The organism is Stutzerimonas sp., from assembly GCF_982611455.1.
On the sequence record NZ_CEXBBO010000001.1, the window covers coordinates 122,704 to 139,530 of the forward strand.

Sequence of the window (16,827 nt, forward strand, 5' to 3'; positions counted from 1 at the left end):
TATCGACAAGGGCGCCTACGGGCGCCCTTTGCTTTTTCTGGCGCCGCGCTAGAATGCGCCCGTTCAGGTGTCGAGGGGAGCTTCCCAGCATGTGGCAACAGATCATGATTACGCTGCGTCCACGACCGCGGGGCTTCCATCTGATTACCGACGAGCTGCTTGCACAACTACCGGAACTGCAACAATGCCAGGCCGGTCTGTTACACCTGTGGTTACGCCATACATCGGCCTCGCTGACGGTCAACGAGAACGCCGACGGAGCAGTGCGGCGCGACTTCGAAAGGTTTTTCAATCGCCTGGTGCCGCAAGGCCAGGGTGGTTATGAACACGATTATGAAGGGCCGGACGATCTGCCTGCGCATTTCAAGGCGAGCCTGCTCGGTTGCCAGTTGAGTCTGCCGGTCAGCGAGGGGCGACTGGCATTGGGAACTTGGCAAGGCATCTATCTGGGCGAGCACCGAGATCAAGGTGGCGCCAGACAGGTTCTTGCCACGCTGCACGGGATGGTGAGTTGAATTTTTTTTGGCGATGGCGAATAAAGCACATCGCCGGGCTATAACTTCCGCTTTGGCAAGGTACGAGGTTGAACATGAGCGACGAAGAATTAGAACAAGACGATCTGGACGTTAACGACGAGGAGGAGGGCGAGGAGCTGGCCGCCGCCGATGACGGCGACGACAGCGCTGATGATGAGGGGACCGACAGCGAGCGCGCCACCCCGACGACCAAGAAGGCCAAGGCCAAGGCGGTGGTCATCGAAGAGTTGCCGAGCCTGGAAGCCAAGCAGCGGGAGCGTGACGAGCTGGCGCGAGCAATGGAAGAATTCCTGTCGCGTGGTGGGCGTGTGCAGGAAGTCGAACCGAACGTAGTCGCCGATCCGCCGAAAAAGCCTGATAGCAAGTACGGCAGCCGGCCTATCTGAACGGGGGAAGCCGTAAAGCGCTTAAGGCTGAAAGGCTGGACGAAAAAGCGCTTTTGAGCAGCGTTAAGCCATGTGCCTTGCGCGAAGTTGGTGCAGTACAAGCAAAGCCCAGCACGGAGTGGTGTTGGGCTCCGTCGCGGCCGCGACGAAACGTCAACAGACCCTAGCGCCAGCGGGTCAATAATGCAGGGAGTTCGGCCAGGCTACTGACTTGTGCGTCCGGCCGGCCTTCGTATTGCCAGGCTTTGCCGGCGGGGTTGAACCAGATTGCCCGAACGCCGGCACGCTGCGCCCCGCCAATATCATCGTCAGGATGGTCACCGATGTGCACGGCGTGTTCGGCTGCCACGCCGGCCCGCGCGAGCGCCTCCCTGAACGGTCTTGGGTCCGGTTTGCCGATGCCCAGGTCCTCGGCACACAGCGTGAACTGAAAATAATCGGCCAGCCCAAGCCGGCGGACGTCGGCATTGCCATTGGTCAGCACGCCGAGCGTATAGCGGTTGGCCAAAAGCTCGAGGGTCGGGTGAACTTCGGGAAACAGATCGATGGCGTGACGGGCCTCGAGAAACACTTCGAAGGCCTGCCCAGCCAGACTCCGCGCCTCGTCCTCGGGGTAACCGGCATCATGCAGCGCATGAAACAGGATGCGTCGGCGCAGTTCGCTGATGCGGTGTTTCAGGTCCGGTTCGGCTTCCACCAGCATGCGGCGGATCGCGGCCAGCGACTCGACCGGGAAGTCGCCCAGGCGTGGTGCGTGCTGGCCGAGCCAGTCGCGCAGACGGATTTCCGCACTATGAATGACCGGGCCGACATCCCACAGCGTGTCATCCAAATCGAAGGTGATCAGCTGAATGCTCATGGGTCATTGTCCTGCTTACGTTTGGCGCGCGGGTGCGCCTGGTCATAGACCTTGGCCAAATGCTGAAAATCCAAATGGGTATAGATCTGCGTGGTGCCAATGTCGGCGTGACCGAGCATTTCTTGTACCGAGCGCAAATCTTGCGACGATTCAAGCATATGGCTGGCGAAGCTATGCCTGAGCATATGCGGATGCAAATGCTGGCCGAGTTCGCGCACGCCCGCCTGGCGTACCCGCAGTTGTACCGCGCGCGCACCGAGGCGGCGGCCTTGTTGGCTGACGAACACGGCGCCATCGACGGGATTACTCAGCGACCGCAGGGGCAGCCAGGCCTGCAGCGCTTCGCGGGCCTTGCGTCCGACAGGCAGCACGCGCTCCTTGTTGCCCTTGCCAACGACATGGATCAGGCCGGCCGGAAGGTCGAGCTGATCGAGATTCAGGCCGACAAGTTCGGCCAGGCGCAGTCCGGATGAATAGAACAGCTCGAGCATCGCCTGATCGCGATGGCCGATGAAGTCGTCCTCGACGCCGCCGTCGAGCAACTGCATCGCCCGGTCGGTATCGAGCAGCCGCGGCAGGCGCTTCTCACCCTTGGGCGCAGAGATATCGGTGGCCGGATCATGGGTGCAGCGACCTTCCTGATTGAGATAGCGGTATAAGCCGCGCAGCGACGAAAGCAGACGTGCCAGGCTGCGGCTGGATTGGCCCTGGCGATGCTGTTCGGCGATGAGTTGACGGATATGGACGCTTTTCAGCTCGGACCATTGCCCCAGATGTTGCTTCTGGCAATAGTTCATCACCTTGATCAGGTCGCGCCGATAACCGTCGAGCGTATGTGGCGACATCTGCCGTTCATTGCGCAGATGTTGGAAATAGGCATCGAGATCGGTTTGCATGGTTAAAAGCCTTGAAAGCCGATAAAAGCGCTGGCTGGAAGGCTGGACAACAAAGCGGGTCCGTAGCGTGAGGAAAAGCTTCGGAGAATTGGTGCAAGCCGCACGCTCTCCAGCCTCCAGCCTCCAGCCTCCAGCCTCCAGCTGTTCCTAACGTACCGAACGCAGCGGTGCAGAGTGATGCGGAAGCACCCGTGTCAGCACTTCGGCGATATAGCTTAGAAACAGCGTGCCCAACGAGCTCTTGTAGTGCTGCGGATCCTGGCTGCCGATCGCCAGGATGCCTTGCTGATGATTGAGCGCGACTACTGCAGCCGAGCCGATACCACCGCTTTCTTCTTCGCCGAACAGGAATGCCAGTTCATGCGGGCGCAACACACCGCAGATGGTCTTACCGCCACCGAGCAGCCCGCCGATGGCTTGCTGTGCTTCGACGTTGGTGACGCTGCGGCCGACCGGCAACGGCGCCTCACTGAACAGGATCAGGCTGACGTAAGGCACCTGAAATTCATGCCGCAGGCTTTCGTCCACCGCGCCGATAACTTCTTCCAGACTGCCAGCATCCAGCAGGTCGAGTACCAGTCGGCGGGTCTTGTCGAACAGCCTGTCATTGTCGCGGGCTACATCCATCAGTTGCGACAGACGGTGGCGCATCTCGATATTGCGCTCACGCAGCAGCTTCACTTGTCGCTCGACCAGCGACACGGCGCCACCTGGCAGATGCGGGATGCGCAACTCGGGGATCAACTCGTCGTGATCGACAAAAAATTCCGGATGGGCGCGCAGGTAGGCGGCGACGGTTTCGGCGTCCGGCAATTGCGGCTTGTCCTGGTTTTGCTCGGTCATAGGCGAACCTGTCCTTCGAAAACGCGAACGGCGGGGCCAGTCATCATAACCGGCTGCCCTGGGCCTGCCCATTCGATGGACAGGCGGCCACCTGGCAGATCGATCTGCACGGGCGAATCCATCCAGCCCTGGCGAATCGCGGCGACCGCAGCGGCGCAAGCGCCGGTACCGCAAGCCTGGGTCTCACCCGCGCCGCGTTCCCAGACACGCAGCTTGGCGTGCTGACGGTCCATCACCTGAAGGAAGCCGGCGTTCACTCGTTGTGGAAAGCGTGGATGGTTTTCGATTTTCGGACCCAGTTCGTGCACTGGGGCGTTATCGACATCCTCCACACGCAACACGGAATGAGGGTTGCCCATGGAAACAGCGGCGATTTCCAGCTGTTGACTATCAACCGTCAGGGGATAGCTCAGGGCTTCGCTGTCGGCCTGGAATGGAATCTCGACCGGCACCAGTCGTGGCGGGCCCATGTCGACGCTGATCTGCCCGTCGGGGCGGATATCCAGTTCGATGATCCCGCTCTTGGTCTCGACGCGAATCTGCCGTTTCATGGTCAGGCGCTTGTCCAGCACGAATCGCGCGAAGCAGCGCGCACCGTTGCCGCACTGCTCCACTTCGGAACCGTCGGAATTGAAGATGCGGTAGCGGAAATCAACATCCGGATCATGCGGCGGCTCGACTAGCAACAGCTGGTCGAAGCCCACGCCCGTATGCCGGTCGCCCCATTGCTTGGCGTGCTTGGGCTGGATATGCGCGTGCTGGCTGATCAGGTCGATGACCATGAAATCATTGCCCAGGCCGTGCATCTTGGTAAAACGCAAAAGCATCGTCGTGGCCTCAGGCGGGCAGCAGGCTTTCGCCGGCGTATAGCTCCTGCACGCTTTCGCGGCGGCGCACTTCGTAGGCTTGATCGCCGTCCACCAGTACTTCGGCGGCACGGCCGCGCGTGTTGTAGTTGGAACTCATGACGAACCCGTATGCACCGGCCGAACGCACCGCCAGCAGATCGCCCTCGGCCAAGACCAGCGGGCGTTCCTTGGCGAGGAAGTCGCCGGTTTCGCAGATCGGCCCGACGATATCGTAGTGGCGCGCCTCGCCTTCGCGCGGCTGGACCGGTACGACGTCCATCCAGGCCTGATACAGCGCCGGACGGATCAGGTCGTTCATCGCCGCGTCGACGATGGCGAAATCCTTATGTTCGGTGTGCTTGAGGTATTCCACTCGGGTCAGCAGCAGCCCGGCATTGGCAACGATCGAGCGGCCGGGTTCGAACACCAGTGCCAGGTCACGGCCGTCGATGCGCTTGCGCACCGCCTGAATATAATCGCCGGCCAGCGGCGGTTGCTCCTCGCGATAGCGCACGCCGAGTCCGCCGCCCAGATCCAGGTGGCGAATATGAATGCCGCGTACGGCGAGGCGATCGATCAGCGCCAGCAATCGGTCGAGCGCATCGAGGAAAGGCGGTAGGCTGGTCAGCTGCGAACCGATGTGGCAATCGACGCCGATGATCTGGAGATTGCTCAATTCGTGGGCGCGGGCATAGACCTGTTCCGCGTCGGCAATGGCAATGCCGAACTTGTTTTCCTTGAGCCCGGTGGAGATGTACGGGTGCGTGCCCGCGTCTACATCCGGGTTGACCCGCAGCGACACCGGCGCAATTGCACCAAGCTCGGCTGCGACCTTCTGCAGGCGTTCAAGCTCTTCGGTCGATTCGACGTTGAAGCAGTGCACACCGACTTCAAGCGCACGGCGCATGTCGTCACGCGTTTTGCCGACGCCGGAGAACACGATGCGCTCAGGCACACCGCCCGCGGCGAGCACGCGCTCCAGCTCACCGCGCGAAACGATGTCGAAACCGGCACCCAGGCGCGCCAGCACATTCAACACGCCAAGATTCGAGTTCGCCTTGACTGCAAAACAGACCAGATGCGGCATGCCTTGCAGAGCATCGGCGTAGGCGTGGTACTGGGCCTCGATGTGCGCGCGCGAATAGACGTAGGTAGGGGTGCCGAAGCGTTGCGCGAGAGCGGGCAGCGCCACGCCCTCCGCGAAGAGTTGACCGTCGCGGTACGAGAAGGCCTCCATGGAATGCCTCCTTTACAGTTCGAATCGGTCTTTGGAACGTTCTTTTGCGGTTGCGCCGTCGTCCGGCAGGTAAAGCGGACCTTTCTGGCCGCAGCCGCTGAGCGCGGAAGCGAGAACCGCAAGTGCAATGAGTGGAAGCAGCAGACGCTTCATTGGGGTGCAATCCTTAAAAATCGATGGCCGGAGTATACCCAGCACCCAGCGGATTGCCTATGTGGCCGCGCTCGTCGGCAGCTACATTAGGGTGGCCGGTTGGACAGCCGCTCGCTAGACGCGGCGGTGGCCTGCTAAGCTCGCCAGCATTGCCGGCCGGGCCATGGCGCCGCCGTATCATCCGTACCGAGGAAACGATTCATGAGTCTGAGCGAAGCGCGCTATCACGATCTGGTCGACGCCGTGCAGGAGGAAATCGAGGATGTGTTCGATCACAGCGGCATGGATGTCGATCTGGAAAATTCCGGCGGCGTTCTTACGGTGCGTTTCGAGAACGGTACCCAGCTGATCTTCAGCCGTCAGCCGCCGTTGCGCCAGCTCTGGGTAGCGGCGCGTTCGGGTGGGTTTCACTTCGACTACGACGAAGCTGCCTCGCTGTGGATCTGCGACTCCAACGATGAGCGCCTGGGGGAGCTGTTGGCCAGGGCTACCCAGGAGCAAGGTGGCGAGGCACTCGAGTTCGAAGATCTGTGAGGCAAGCCTGTCGGGCGTCGGATTGCGGTAATTGGGTGTAATACTGCGCCGCTTGCTTATTTAATGAGCTGTGATAGGGTCGACTTCAGGTTAAAAAACCCCGCCTTCGGGCGGGGTTTTGCTTTTTTTGCAATCCGAACTTTTACAGGAGCTCGCCAGGACCCATGACCAGCGCACCGCCCATCATCATCACCCAACCCGATCTGCAGCGGCTCGAGCGATTGCTCGATGGCCTGGCTGACTACGGTCCGGCCGCCGAGGCGCTCGAGGACGAGTTGTCCCGCGCCCAGGTGGTCGAGCGTAGCGAGCTGCCTGCTGGCGTGGTGTCCATGAACTCTCGCGTTCATTGTCTGGAGGAAGGCAGCGGCAAGGATTACCACCTGACGCTGGTCTTCCCTCAGGACGCCGGCAAAGAGGGCACCGTCTCGGTGCTCGCACCGGTCGGCAGTGCGCTGTTGGGCATGAGCGTCGGTCAGCACATTGACTGGCCGACACCCGGCGGTAAGGTGCTCAAACTGACCCTGCTAGCGGTCGAATACCAGCCGGAAGCGGCCGGTGACGTCACTCTTCGCTAAGTCGCCGCGGCTTCACGTTCATGCTGAGGCCGCATCCCGTCAAACCGATTTCAATGCCTGATTGAGTGCCGCTTCCAGCTGCGCCTTGTAGCGCAGATGTTGCACGGTCTGGGTACGACCCGTGCCATGTAGCCCGGACAGGTCCAGATCGGTGATGTAGCAGGGATAACGCTCGCCGGCGCGACGCTGCGCGAGGATGAAACGGGCCACCGCGGCGAAAAGCTCGGTGCCATATTCCAGGCTGGAAAACTCCTGATGGTTGCAATACAACGTGACCTGGGAGCGGCCTTTTTCGCTCGGCTCGACGATCGCCTGAATGTCGTAGAACGGATCGCTGGCTTCCTCTCGGGGTGCAGGTCTGCGCTCGATAGCCAGAGGGCGATCCGGCGCGGGCGGTTGTATCCGGTAGAACAGGATATCCATGGCTGCGAGGTGATTTTCCTCGAACGGCAGCTGAGTCGTGCGGCGGTAGCTCACCGATTGCAAGAAGCGCAGGAGCGGCGTCAGCAGACTCTGCTCGTCTCGGTAGGGTGCCTGCTGGCGCCACAGCGCATTGAATTCGTCCAACACGGTCAGCTCCGCCATGGCGCCCTGGATGCGGTAGAACACCTGCAGGCAGTGCGGTCTGGCCTGGGCGAGGATCAGCGATAGGTCATTCTCTTCCAGGGCATGACGATCTAACCGGATCGGACGGTACCCTTGGTGGGCCTCGCCAAGATGCCCAAGCAGTGCGGTTATGTCGCTCAGAGTGGTGTGACGAACATTGCCGGGGATCAGATCGAGCAGATGAAAGTGTTGACGGACTTGAAGCAGGTAACGGCTCTCGCCCGGTTCGTCGAACCCCGCCTGGACGTCGAGGAAGACCGTTTCGACCTTTCGAGCCACGGCTACGCCAGCGTTTCGGCAGAAGCAGCGCACCTGTAGGCTTGGCCGCTTGCCATTTGCAGGCAGTTCCTGCAAGTAATCAGTTAGACAATCCGGCAGAGGAGCGGCGCTTTCGTATCGGGTGGCAATCAGCTCGTTCCAGCTGTTCAGCGTGAGCTGATCGATACTCAGCACCAGCTTTTTCCTGGCTGCGCCATGCCCCAGGTAATCGTTCAGCTCATCGAAAGACAATGGCTGCAGAGGGCTGAGTGGATCAAGACCGACGTTCACCAATAGCAATACCTTGATCGGAGTGGCAGCGCTCAATAACGCATCGTCGGAGATCGTTTGGAGCGGCATCGGAAATGCCTGTCTCAAATCAGTGAGCAGGGAAAACAGCTCTGCCTCTGTCAACCCGCTGTCGCCTGGGTGAAGCGCGACATGGGTAGCAGCATCGACTATGCCGTTGCGATGGCACCAGGCAAGTAGGGGGATCAGCTCGCGGGAGCGCTTCAGCGGCGAATAGTCGGTGACTTGCCTCGCGTTCAGGTTGCCCTCGTAGAGCGCCCAGGAAACGTCACCTGCGGCATCGTAACCATGAACCAGGGTCAGGCTGTGTTCAGCCAGATCTGGCGCTATACCGAGATTGATCGACTCAATCTTGCCGGCCTTGCGCTCTATCGCGGCATGTAGGCGACGGCCTAGCACGCCGAAGTCGCGTCCGTTGATGCTGCTGGTGATCTGCAGGCGACGGGCAAATTCGCTGAGGAACCGGTAGCCGTAGGTCAGTTCGTTGACCAGTGCACGGCGCTCTTCCACCACACGCCGAACCTTCCACTGGCTGCGGCGATCGAGCTGGGCGAACTGGCGCTCGTCCCAAGCCCAGTCGTGAGTGAGGCGTTCGAGCAGGCGTCGCTTCCAGCTTTTGCTGCGACCTATGGGGGGGCGGCTCAGTGGTTTGTTGATCTTCAGATAGAGGCAGCGCCGCAACAGCGCCAGGCGCTCCAAGTCGCCTCGGCCGGCGAGGTACTGTTCGATCCGGCGGTACGCGACGATATAGGGATCGAGCTCATCCAGCTCCAGGTGATTGGCATAGACCGCCTTCTTGAAATCCAGGCTCAGGCAGCGGACCTGTGGGTATTCGCTGGCGTACGCCTCGACCAGCAGTAGCTTGAAGAGGGATTTGTAGGGCGACTCGATGGCCTTGTACAGCTGCCATAAACCGGCACCGAGGTATTCGCCTGGCGGGATGCGGCCGAGGCTGCCGAGGTCGAGCACCTCATCGCTGCGCACGAAGCGTTTGTCTAACAGGGTGCGCACGTAGTCGTTGTAGCGATGCTCTTCATAATCTGGCACCAGCCACCAGAGCGGTGTGCGCCCGCCGAGCCAGATGGCGGTGCGGTAGAACTCGTCGAGCAACAGGTAATGCTGGGTGGTGCCGCAGTCATCCGATGTCAGTTTCGCCTCTCGCTCACCGTGGGTGAAGCGCAGCGGGTCGACCAGAAAAAAGTGCGCCTCGCTGCCCTGGGTAGCGGCCCAGGTCTGCAAAAAATCACACTTTCGCCGCAGCTCGTCGAGCTGTTGTGGGGACAGTTTCGGGTCGTGACAGACCCAGACATCCAGATCGCTCTGCTCGTCTTGGGCGACGGTCCCCAGGCTGCCCATCAGAAACAAGCCGAGGATCGGCTGTGGCGGATGGCCACGCAGCGGCTTATAGGAAAACGAACGGCTAAGGCGCTGGGCCTCCGCCAGTGTTTCGGCATCTGGCTCGAAGCCGGCCAGTCCGGCTGGCGTGGTGGCGGAGACGTAACCCGGCAATATCGGGTGATTGACGTGAAACAACAGCGGCAGCAGTTTGAGCACCAACTGTTGGCGCGGCGACATGGCCAGTCGGGTGCGCTCCAGGCGGCCGGCATTAACGGATAGAAAACGAGCACGTAGCGCGCTGAGGACCTTACGGTCGATACCCTCTTCTAGAACGGGGCGGATTTCCTGGTGGCGGGTCATTCAGGCAGTTCGTGCAGGCGGTCGAGTTGTCCGACCAGTTTATCGAGGCAGTAAAGGGCGGAAGGTAACACGGGTGAAGGCCGGGAGGAAAAACTGCAGCGGTAACCGCTGTCGGTTGGCGATGTGACTACCCGCGGCGGGGCCTCGCCGCGAGTGAGCCTGGCGCTCGTCATGGCGACCGCCAGAGCCGGGCTGGCGTCAGGCTGTGGCAGTTTCCGAAAGGATGGTCAGCAGCGCTTGCGCATGCTCGGCAGCGTCACGCCCGAGACTGGTCAGATAGCCACCGTCGGGCTGGGTTGTCAGACCTTTGGCATGTAGGCGCTGGGCGGCGGCGATGGCGGCACTGCCGGCATCATGATGAACCTTCAGACCCTCGAGTTTGTTGTCGAGGTTGAACAGACGAAGAATTTCCAGTTCGGCTACCAGATTAGGGGTGTAGGACATGTTCGCTCCTCGGGTGGTGGGCCTGAGCCCTGTTTGCGAAGTGTAGATGCTGTGTACCAGCCTGCCTCGCTCCGGGCTACTCGGGTAAGTCGGGCAGATGACGCAACAGCGTTTCGTAGCTTTCGGTGTCGAATGCGCGGTCTTCTCCGAGCATCTGCCGAATCTCGTGGGCCAGGACCAGCGCCATCATCTTGAGAATCTCATCGCGCTCGTAACCGACTAAGGTCAGCTTGTTCAACGTCGCCTGCGTGGCGGCTGGTTCGCCGGCTTCGAGCTGGTTTTCGATCGCCTGGATCAGGGTTTCTTCGGCGAAGCTTTCATCTTCGTCGGACGTGGCATCGTTCATGTCGCAACTCTCGTCAGGAAAAAATCTCGATAGCGCGTTTCGGCGAGTCCCGGCAAGCTGGCGCCAGCGGCGAATGCCCTGAACGCTTCGCTTGGGTCGGTCTCTATTCCTACTATGGACCATCAAGGAGCGCGACTGCAGCAATGATCACTCTGTACTGCCTTGAAAATGGCGCGCTGGTACGTCGCGTTGCCGAAAACCTGCAGACGCTGCCCGACAACGTGCTGTGGATCGACTTACTGTCGCCTGACCAGCAGGAAGAGCGCTTCGTCGAGTCGGAGCTGGGGCTGGATATTCCGACTCGCGAAGAGTTGGCGGAAATCGAGGATTCGTCGCGATTCTACGACGAGAACGGCGCTATCTTCATGACCACGACGGTGGTGATGGGGATCGCCGATCGGCGCCCGGAAAATGCCGAGGTGACCTTCGTCCTGACCAAGCGCCGCCTGGTGACTGTACGTTACAGCGAACTCAGCGCGTTTCGCCAGTTCGAGACCAAGAGCTCGCGACAGCCGTCCAACTACGCCTCCAGTCATCAGATCTTCCTCGCCCTGGCCGACGCCGTGGTCGATCGCATTGCGGACGTGCTGGAAAGCGTGCAGGTTGAATTGCAGGCCTTGTCGCGGCGCATCTTCGATGAACGAAAGGAGCATCGCAGGGACCTGCAGCAGATCATTCAACAGCTTGGGCAGCATCGTTCGCTACTGTCGCAACTGGGCGAAAGCCTGTTCAGCTCGACTCGTTTGATCGCGTTTTACCGCCTGCATGCCGGTGAGCCCAAGCAGGGCGTCGCCAAAGGATTGTTGAAGGCGCTGGAGCGGGACGTGCGCTCGCTGGGTGAGCATCAGGCGCGGCTATTGGGCGATATCGCCTTCCTGCTCGACGCCACGCTCGGCCTGATCAATATCGAGCAGAACAGCATTATCAAGGTGTTCTCCATCGCCGCCGTGCTATTCCTACCACCGACGCTGGTCGGCACGGTCTATGGGATGAATTTCGAACACATGCCGGAGCTCGCCTGGCTGCTTGGCTATCCGATGGCGCTGGGCCTGATGGTGGTGTCGGCGATCATTCCCTACGCATGGTTCAAGTTCCGCGACTGGCTCTGATCAGCCGAAGAAATACAGAACGATACAAAAGGCACCGAGCAACGCCCAGACGCTGCCGAAGATGATGGGCGTGCGCAGGGAAAATAGCAGGGTGCGCTTGTAGCGCTCTCCGCCCGCCGGGCTGTTACCTTCGCCAAAAAGCGCCGAGTCATGGTTGGGCAGCAGGCCGACGTGACCCTCGGTCTGCAGCAGTTCGGCTTGCTTGCGGTGCCACCGCTCGATTACGTCGAAGCTTGCCCGGATGCCGGGTATCGCATGCAGCGATGTCAGCAGGCCGAGCACTGCCAGCACGCTTGGGACGACCAGTCGAAACAGGCTGCCCCAGTCAGGATTGGTGTTGGCCATCGATGAGGCAAACGCGATCATCAGAAATGACTGCGAAGACAAATAGCCGCTGGTGCGGCTGGCCAGTAGCGTCGATTCGAAGTGAATCTCCGAACGGTAGAAATTCAGACGCTCCTTTGCCGAGTCGAAGACTTCGGCTCCCTGAGTGTCCTGATTGAGGAGCAGCGTTTTTAGGTCAGCCATGTGGGGTGCAAGCCGCTTCGGACGTCTAGCTTTTGGCGTTGTCCGTAGCCCTGAGTTCCCAGCCCTTGGTCGCCCTCAGGGTTGCTCTGCCAAGGCTTGCAGCGCGGCGCCTGTCAGGCGGTAGGTGGTCCACTCCTCCTGCGGCCGCGCGCCGAGCGACTCATAGAACTGGATCGCCGGCTCATTCCAGTCCAGCACCGACCACTCAAAACGACCACAATCACGAGACACCGCAATACGTGCCAGGTGCTTGAGCAGCGCCTTGCCCGCGCCTGTGCCGCGGGCCTCGGGCGTGACGTAAAGGTCTTCCAGATAGAGTCCGTTACGGCCGAGCCAGGTCGAGTAGTTGAAGAAGTACACCGCGTAGCCGATCGGCAGGCCATTGCACTCGCAGATCAGTGCACTGGCGCTGGCACTTTCCGCGAACAGGCTGGATTCGATGCCCGCGACGTCGGTTTTCACCTCATGCTCGGCGCGCTCGTAGATCGCCAGTTCGGTGATGAAGCGCAGGATCAGCGCAGCGTCGTCAGGCGTGGCGGGGCGGATTTGCAAGGACACGATATTCGTTCTCACTCTGGCAGTGGTACGAGCCCGCTGGTCGGCAGGCTGTTCAAGAAATGGTCGACGGCCTGACGCGAGTCCAGGCGCACATAACGTTGAGATGGCGGCGCCGCCCGCATCTCATCGCCATAGCGTTGCCGATAGACGGGGTGCTTGGTCCAGGCCCAGGCCAGGATCGATTGCTTAGCGGAGAGCTTGAACAGGTTGCTCCAGCGTTCGCGATTTCCGTTCCATAGCGCTTCGCGCATTACCAGCCGCCGGAGCGTCCGCGGAATCAGCTGGCGCATGACAGCCGCCTTGGGCAGGTCCAGCCAGATCACCATGTCCGACTTTTCGCGCACGAGCGGACGCACCGCGGAATAGGAGCCCTCGACAACCCAGCCATGCCCTTGCAGGGCGTCGGCAACCGCCTGTTTGAACTGATCAGCGGGGAGCGGCTGCCAGTCCGGCTGATGGAAAAGCGCATCGAGTTCCACGTGGCGGTAACCCAGGCGGCCAGCCAGCTGGCGCGCCAGTGTGGTTTTGCCGGCGCCCGAGCAGCCGACCACAGAGATACGCCGGCCAGGGGCCGTGGCCACGCTCACCCTAGCGGTTGGCCAGCAGCTCGCGTCCACGCTGGACGGCTGCACGCACCTGATTGGGCGCAGTGCCGCCAATATGGTCGCGTGCGTTAACTGAACCTTCCAGCGTCAGCACGGCGAACACGTCGTCGCCGATCTGATCGCTGAAGCGGCGCAGCTCGTCGAGGCTCATCTCGGCCAGGTCCTTGCCGCTTTCAATACCGTATTTCACCGCATGCCCGACGATTTCGTGGCAATCGCGGAACGGCAGGCCCTTGCGCACCAGGTAATCGGCTAGATCTGTGGCGGTGGAGAAACCGCGCAGCGCCGCTTCACGCATGATTTCGCGCTTGGGCTTGATTGCTGGAACCATGTCGGCGAAGGCACGCAACGAGTCGCGCAGGGTGTCGGCGGCGTCGAACAGCGGCTCCTTGTCTTCCTGGTTGTCCTTGTTATAGGCCAGCGGCTGGCCCTTCATCAGGGTCAGCAGGCCAGTCAGCGCGCCAAATACGCGGCCGGTCTTGCCTCGAACCAGCTCGGGCACGTCCGGATTCTTTTTCTGCGGCATGATCGAGGAGCCGGTGCAGAAGCGGTCGGGCAGGTCGATGAACTGGAACTGGGCGCTGGTCCAGAGCACCAGCTCTTCGGAGAAACGCGACAAGTGCATCATCGCCACCGACGCAGCTGCGCAGAATTCGATGGCGAAATCGCGATCGGAAACGCCGTCCAGCGAGTTGCCGGAAATGGCCTCGAAACCCAACAGCTCGCAGGTGATTTCGCGCTGGATCGGGTACGTCGTGCCCGCCAGCGCAGCGCTGCCGAGCGGCATGCGGTTGGTGCGCTTGCGGCAGTCGACCAGACGCTCGTAATCGCGCGAGAGCATTTCGAACCAGGCCATCAAGTGATGGCCGAAGGTCACTGGCTGGGCGGTTTGCAGATGAGTGAAGCCGGGCATGATGGTGTCTGCCTCGGCTTCGGCCAAGCCCAGCAGACCCTGCTGTAGACGGGTTATTTCAGCGAGGATGGTGTCGATTTCGTCGCGCAGCCACAGGCGGATGTCGGTCGCGACCTGATCGTTGCGCGAGCGGCCGGTGTGCAGCTTCTTGCCGGTGGCGCCGATGCGGTCGGTCAGGCGCGCTTCGATGTTCATGTGCACGTCTTCCAGCTCGACGCGCCAGTCGAAAGTGCCGGCTTCGATCTCGGCCTGAATGTCATTCAGGTTGGCGATGATCTGGTCGCGTTCGGCATCGCTCAGCACGTCGGCTTTAGCCAGCATGGTGGCGTGGGCGATGGAGCCCATGATGTCGTGCCGGTAGAGGCGCTTGTCAAATTCGACGGAGGCGGTGAATCGGGCGACGAAGGCGTCGACGGGCTCGCTGAAACGGCCGCCCCAGGACTGGTTGGTCTTGTCGGTGCTCATGAATGCGCTCGCTGAATCGGAAACGGGAAAACCGCGGATGATAACAGGGTTGGCCGGTGCCCCGGAGCCGCCGTGAACAGTGAGCTGAGCAGCAATTTCATGCTTTGGGGCTGCGCTGTGCCACGGCCTTGTTGCGGTGGCGCCTACGCCCGCGGAAACTGCCGCCATGCAAACACTACGACCCAAACGGGCGCGCCCGGCCGCGCCGATTGATGAGTTCTTCGTGCCCGAGCTGTGCGAGCCCGAAGCGTTGCTCGGCCTGGTGCTGCTCGCCGAGCTGCTAGTACTGGTGTTGGTGCTGGCCGAACCGATGCAGCCGGGCTTCAACTGGATGCGTCTGGCCCTGACTTCCCTGTTCGTGCAGTGGGTGATGCTGCTCTCGGCCGGCCTGACCTGCCAGTTGCGGCCTTTGCTGGCCCGGCTGTCGCCCTCGCTGGCGGGGCTTGCCTGCTGTGCCATGGTGGTCGGGCTGACGCTGGCCTGCACTGCAGTGGCCGATATCTACCAGCTGGGCGGGCCGCTGACGCGTGTCGGCGAGGTCAATCTGTACCTGCGCCATGCGCTTATCAGCCTGATCATGTCGGGGCTGCTGCTGCGCTATTTCTATCTGCAGAGCCAGTGGCGGCGGCAGGAACAGGCGGAGCTCAGGGCGCGGATCGAGTCGCTACAGGCGCGCATCCGGCCGCATTTCCTGTTCAACAGCCTGAACAGCATCGCCAGCCTGGTGGTCAGCGATCCGGCCAAGGCCGAGCTGGCGGTGCTGGACCTGTCCGATCTGTTCCGTGCCAGTCTGGCTCGACCCGGCACGCTGGTGCCCTGGCGCGAAGAGCTGGAGCTGTCGCGGCGCTATCTGTCGATAGAGCATTACCGGCTCGGTGAGCGGCTGCAGGTCGACTGGCAGGTGGACGGCGTACCGGACGACTTGCCGATCCCGCAGCTGACCCTGCAACCCCTGCTGGAGAACGCGCTGATCCATGGAATCCAGCCGCGTATCGAGGGCGGCGTGGTCAGCGTAGCGGCGTACTATGCTGATGGCGTGTTTCATTTGCAGGTGAGCAATCCGTTCGACGAGACCGCTCAAGCGCCGCCCTCTCGGGGCACACAGCAGGCGCTGCATAATATAGACGCACGACTAACGGCACTTTTCGGTCCTGCGGCGAGTCTCAGCGTGGAGCGGCGTAACGCCCGTTACTACACCTGTCTACGCTATCCGTGTGCGACACAAAAGCAGGAAGCCAGATCCATATGAATGTGCTGATTGTCGATGACGAACCTCTAGCCCGCGAGCGCCTCAGCCGACTGGTAGGTGACCTTGACGGCTATCGTGTCCTGGAACCTTCCGCCTCCAACGGCGAGGAAGCGCTGTCCCTGATCGAGGAGCTGCGTCCCGATATCGTGTTACTGGATATCCGTATGCCCGGCCTCGATGGCCTTCAAGTCGCAGCCAAGTTGTGCGAGCGCGATGCGCCTCCGGCTGTGATTTTCTGTACGGCCCATGATGAATTCGCCCTCGATGCCTTCCAGGTCAGCGCGGTTGGCTACTTGGTTAAGCCGGTGCGCCCGGAACATCTATCCGAGGCGCTGAAAAAAGCGGAGCGACCGAACCGGGTCCAGCTCGCCGCACTCACACGTCCTGCCGCGGTTGCTGGCACCGGGCCGCGCAGCCACATCAGCGCGCGGACCCGCAAGGGCATCGAGCTGATTCCATTGCCTCTGGTGATCTACTTTATCGCTGATCACAAGTACGTCACCCTGCGTCATGAGGGGGGCGAGGTGCTGTTGGACGAGCCGCTCAAGGCGCTCGAGGATGAGTTCGGTGACCGCTTCGTGCGTATCCATCGCAATGCCCTGGTATACCGCGATCGCATCGAGCGCTTGCAGCGCACGCCGCTTGGCCATTTCCAACTCTTTCTCAAGGGGCTCGAAGGCGAACCGCTGACGGTCAGCCGACGTCACGTCGCTGGGGTACGCAAGCTGATGCAAAATCTTTAAAGCCGACAGAAGCGCTGGAGGCTGGAAGCTGGGCGAAAAAGCGATGTAGATCAGGCTTCAGCTGATTCGATGAGTGGGCTTAAGCCAGAAGAAACGGTTTGACGAATATTTGGCCTACGCCCACGCTTT

At 61.3% G+C, this 16,827-nt stretch carries 20 protein-coding genes; 7 read left to right on the top strand and 13 right to left on the bottom strand.

All coding sequences use genetic code 11. The features are described 5' to 3' along the window. Window positions 1-89: 89 nt before the first annotated feature. Window positions 90-515: a secondary thiamine-phosphate synthase enzyme YjbQ gene (locus AC2LD7_RS00600; protein WP_484595916.1), complete on the top strand. Its 426-nt coding sequence runs from the start codon at window positions 90-92 to the stop codon at window positions 513-515. Between the two features lie 74 nt (window positions 516-589). Beyond that, window positions 590-922, top strand: coding sequence for a transcriptional regulator SutA (gene sutA, locus AC2LD7_RS00605; protein WP_484595917.1), 333 nt, complete (start codon window positions 590-592; stop codon window positions 920-922). 163 nt (window positions 923-1,085) lie between these two features. Here sutA and AC2LD7_RS00610 read toward each other — a convergent pair whose 3' ends face one another. The 6 genes from AC2LD7_RS00610 to lptM all read right to left on the bottom strand — a co-directional run bounded on the left by AC2LD7_RS00610 (window position 1,086) and on the right by lptM (window position 5,758). Continuing rightward, the gene (locus AC2LD7_RS00610; protein ID WP_484595918.1) at window positions 1,086-1,781 is read right to left on the bottom strand and encodes an HAD family hydrolase; all 696 of its coding nucleotides are present in this window, start codon (window positions 1,779-1,781) and stop codon (window positions 1,086-1,088) included. Next, complete coding sequence (gene xerC / locus AC2LD7_RS00615) at window positions 1,778-2,677, bottom strand: tyrosine recombinase XerC (protein WP_484595919.1); 900 nt, start codon at window positions 2,675-2,677, stop codon at window positions 1,778-1,780. Before xerC ends, AC2LD7_RS00610 begins: the two co-directional genes overlap by 4 nt. A 147-nt stretch (window positions 2,678-2,824) precedes the next feature. Further along, the gene (locus tag AC2LD7_RS00620; RefSeq protein ID WP_484595920.1) at window positions 2,825-3,520 is read right to left on the bottom strand and encodes a DUF484 family protein; all 696 of its coding nucleotides are present in this window, start codon (window positions 3,518-3,520) and stop codon (window positions 2,825-2,827) included. Next, window positions 3,517-4,347 carry a diaminopimelate epimerase gene (dapF, locus tag AC2LD7_RS00625; RefSeq protein WP_484595921.1) on the bottom strand — a complete coding sequence of 277 codons (831 nt, stop codon included), beginning with the start codon at window positions 4,345-4,347 and terminating at the stop codon, window positions 3,517-3,519. The genes AC2LD7_RS00620 and dapF overlap by 4 nt, the downstream gene beginning before the upstream one ends. 10 nt (window positions 4,348-4,357) lie before the next feature. Beyond that, a complete protein-coding gene (gene lysA, locus AC2LD7_RS00630; protein ID WP_484595922.1) occupies window positions 4,358-5,605 on the bottom strand; it encodes a diaminopimelate decarboxylase in 1,248 nt (415 codons plus the stop codon). A 12-nt stretch (window positions 5,606-5,617) separates the two neighbouring features. After that, on the bottom strand, window positions 5,618-5,758 hold the full coding sequence (gene lptM / locus AC2LD7_RS00635; RefSeq protein ID WP_484595923.1) for an LPS translocon maturation chaperone LptM: 141 nt from the start codon (window positions 5,756-5,758) through the stop codon (window positions 5,618-5,620). Between the two features lie 201 nt (window positions 5,759-5,959). Between lptM and cyaY the strand changes: the two genes are divergently transcribed. Both cyaY and rnk read left to right on the top strand, forming a co-directional pair. After that, window positions 5,960-6,292, top strand: a complete 333-nt coding sequence (cyaY, locus tag AC2LD7_RS00640) for an iron donor protein CyaY (protein ID WP_484595924.1) — start codon at window positions 5,960-5,962, stop codon at window positions 6,290-6,292. Window positions 6,293-6,456: 164 nt separating this feature from the next. Then, a complete protein-coding gene (rnk, locus tag AC2LD7_RS00645; RefSeq protein WP_484595925.1) occupies window positions 6,457-6,867 on the top strand; it encodes a nucleoside diphosphate kinase regulator in 411 nt (136 codons plus the stop codon). A 39-nt stretch (window positions 6,868-6,906) separates the two neighbouring features. On the opposite strand, the gene AC2LD7_RS00650 is transcribed toward rnk, so the two are convergent. The 3 genes from AC2LD7_RS00650 to AC2LD7_RS00660 all read right to left on the bottom strand — a co-directional run bounded on the left by AC2LD7_RS00650 (window position 6,907) and on the right by AC2LD7_RS00660 (window position 10,528). Further along, window positions 6,907-9,738 (bottom strand): class I adenylate cyclase, encoded by a 2,832-nt coding sequence (locus AC2LD7_RS00650; protein ID WP_484595926.1) that lies wholly within the window; start codon window positions 9,736-9,738, stop codon window positions 6,907-6,909. A gap of 198 nt (window positions 9,739-9,936) precedes the next feature. Beyond that, window positions 9,937-10,182 carry a TIGR02647 family protein gene (locus AC2LD7_RS00655; RefSeq protein WP_484595927.1) on the bottom strand — a complete coding sequence of 82 codons (246 nt, stop codon included), beginning with the start codon at window positions 10,180-10,182 and terminating at the stop codon, window positions 9,937-9,939. 76 nt (window positions 10,183-10,258) lie between these two features. Further along, window positions 10,259-10,528 (bottom strand): hypothetical protein, encoded by a 270-nt coding sequence (locus AC2LD7_RS00660; RefSeq protein WP_484595928.1) that lies wholly within the window; start codon window positions 10,526-10,528, stop codon window positions 10,259-10,261. Between the two features lie 143 nt (window positions 10,529-10,671). On the opposite strand from AC2LD7_RS00660, the gene AC2LD7_RS00665 reads away from it, so the two are divergent. Beyond that, window positions 10,672-11,637: a magnesium transporter CorA family protein gene (locus AC2LD7_RS00665; RefSeq protein WP_484595929.1), complete on the top strand. Its 966-nt coding sequence runs from the start codon at window positions 10,672-10,674 to the stop codon at window positions 11,635-11,637. Here AC2LD7_RS00665 and AC2LD7_RS00670 read toward each other — a convergent pair whose 3' ends face one another. The 4 genes from AC2LD7_RS00670 to argH all read right to left on the bottom strand — a co-directional run bounded on the left by AC2LD7_RS00670 (window position 11,638) and on the right by argH (window position 14,706). Beyond that, window positions 11,638-12,165 (bottom strand): hypothetical protein, encoded by a 528-nt coding sequence (locus AC2LD7_RS00670; RefSeq protein ID WP_484595930.1) that lies wholly within the window; start codon window positions 12,163-12,165, stop codon window positions 11,638-11,640. It lies immediately after the preceding gene. A gap of 75 nt (window positions 12,166-12,240) precedes the next feature. Continuing rightward, window positions 12,241-12,723 carry an N-acetyltransferase family protein gene (locus AC2LD7_RS00675; protein WP_484595931.1) on the bottom strand — a complete coding sequence of 161 codons (483 nt, stop codon included), beginning with the start codon at window positions 12,721-12,723 and terminating at the stop codon, window positions 12,241-12,243. Window positions 12,724-12,734: 11 nt separating this feature from the next. Next, on the bottom strand, window positions 12,735-13,304 hold the full coding sequence (locus tag AC2LD7_RS00680) for an AAA family ATPase (RefSeq protein ID WP_484595932.1): 570 nt from the start codon (window positions 13,302-13,304) through the stop codon (window positions 12,735-12,737). A 7-nt stretch (window positions 13,305-13,311) separates the two neighbouring features. Then, window positions 13,312-14,706: an argininosuccinate lyase gene (argH, locus tag AC2LD7_RS00685; RefSeq protein WP_484595933.1), complete on the bottom strand. Its 1,395-nt coding sequence runs from the start codon at window positions 14,704-14,706 to the stop codon at window positions 13,312-13,314. Window positions 14,707-14,872: 166 nt separating this feature from the next. On the opposite strand from argH, the gene AC2LD7_RS00690 reads away from it, so the two are divergent. Both AC2LD7_RS00690 and AC2LD7_RS00695 read left to right on the top strand, forming a co-directional pair. Then, the gene (locus AC2LD7_RS00690) at window positions 14,873-15,955 is read left to right on the top strand and encodes a sensor histidine kinase (RefSeq protein WP_484595934.1); all 1,083 of its coding nucleotides are present in this window, start codon (window positions 14,873-14,875) and stop codon (window positions 15,953-15,955) included. After that, entirely contained in the window at window positions 15,952-16,698 is a 747-nt protein-coding gene (locus AC2LD7_RS00695) for a LytR/AlgR family response regulator transcription factor (RefSeq protein ID WP_484595935.1), read from the top strand. Before AC2LD7_RS00690 ends, AC2LD7_RS00695 begins: the two co-directional genes overlap by 4 nt. Window positions 16,699-16,827: the final 129 nt, after the last annotated feature.

Excerpts from the sequence above, each read along its gene's own strand:
- AC2LD7_RS00665 (WP_484595929.1), top strand. The coding sequence starts at position 10,672 with ATGATCACTCTGTACTGCCTTGAAAATGGCGCGCTGGTACGTCGCGTT.
- AC2LD7_RS00620 (WP_484595920.1), bottom strand. The coding sequence starts at position 3,520 with ATGACCGAGCAAAACCAGGACAAGCCGCAATTGCCGGACGCCGAAACC.
- AC2LD7_RS00690 (WP_484595934.1), top strand. The coding sequence starts at position 14,873 with ATGCAAACACTACGACCCAAACGGGCGCGCCCGGCCGCGCCGATTGAT.
- dapF (WP_484595921.1), bottom strand. The coding sequence starts at position 4,347 with ATGCTTTTGCGTTTTACCAAGATGCACGGCCTGGGCAATGATTTCATG.
- argH (WP_484595933.1), bottom strand. The coding sequence starts at position 14,706 with ATGAGCACCGACAAGACCAACCAGTCCTGGGGCGGCCGTTTCAGCGAG.
- AC2LD7_RS00660 (WP_484595928.1), bottom strand. The coding sequence starts at position 10,528 with ATGAACGATGCCACGTCCGACGAAGATGAAAGCTTCGCCGAAGAAACC.
- rnk (WP_484595925.1), top strand. The coding sequence starts at position 6,457 with ATGACCAGCGCACCGCCCATCATCATCACCCAACCCGATCTGCAGCGG.
- AC2LD7_RS00600 (WP_484595916.1), top strand. The coding sequence starts at position 90 with ATGTGGCAACAGATCATGATTACGCTGCGTCCACGACCGCGGGGCTTC.
- AC2LD7_RS00610 (WP_484595918.1), bottom strand. The coding sequence starts at position 1,781 with ATGAGCATTCAGCTGATCACCTTCGATTTGGATGACACGCTGTGGGAT.
- AC2LD7_RS00655 (WP_484595927.1), bottom strand. The coding sequence starts at position 10,182 with ATGTCCTACACCCCTAATCTGGTAGCCGAACTGGAAATTCTTCGTCTG.
- lysA (WP_484595922.1), bottom strand. The coding sequence starts at position 5,605 with ATGGAGGCCTTCTCGTACCGCGACGGTCAACTCTTCGCGGAGGGCGTG.
- cyaY (WP_484595924.1), top strand. The coding sequence starts at position 5,960 with ATGAGTCTGAGCGAAGCGCGCTATCACGATCTGGTCGACGCCGTGCAG.
- AC2LD7_RS00695 (WP_484595935.1), top strand. The coding sequence starts at position 15,952 with ATGAATGTGCTGATTGTCGATGACGAACCTCTAGCCCGCGAGCGCCTC.
- AC2LD7_RS00670 (WP_484595930.1), bottom strand. The coding sequence starts at position 12,165 with ATGGCTGACCTAAAAACGCTGCTCCTCAATCAGGACACTCAGGGAGCC.
- xerC (WP_484595919.1), bottom strand. The coding sequence starts at position 2,677 with ATGCAAACCGATCTCGATGCCTATTTCCAACATCTGCGCAATGAACGG.
- sutA (WP_484595917.1), top strand. The coding sequence starts at position 590 with ATGAGCGACGAAGAATTAGAACAAGACGATCTGGACGTTAACGACGAG.
- lptM (WP_484595923.1), bottom strand. The coding sequence starts at position 5,758 with ATGAAGCGTCTGCTGCTTCCACTCATTGCACTTGCGGTTCTCGCTTCC.
- AC2LD7_RS00650 (WP_484595926.1), bottom strand. The coding sequence starts at position 9,738 with ATGACCCGCCACCAGGAAATCCGCCCCGTTCTAGAAGAGGGTATCGAC.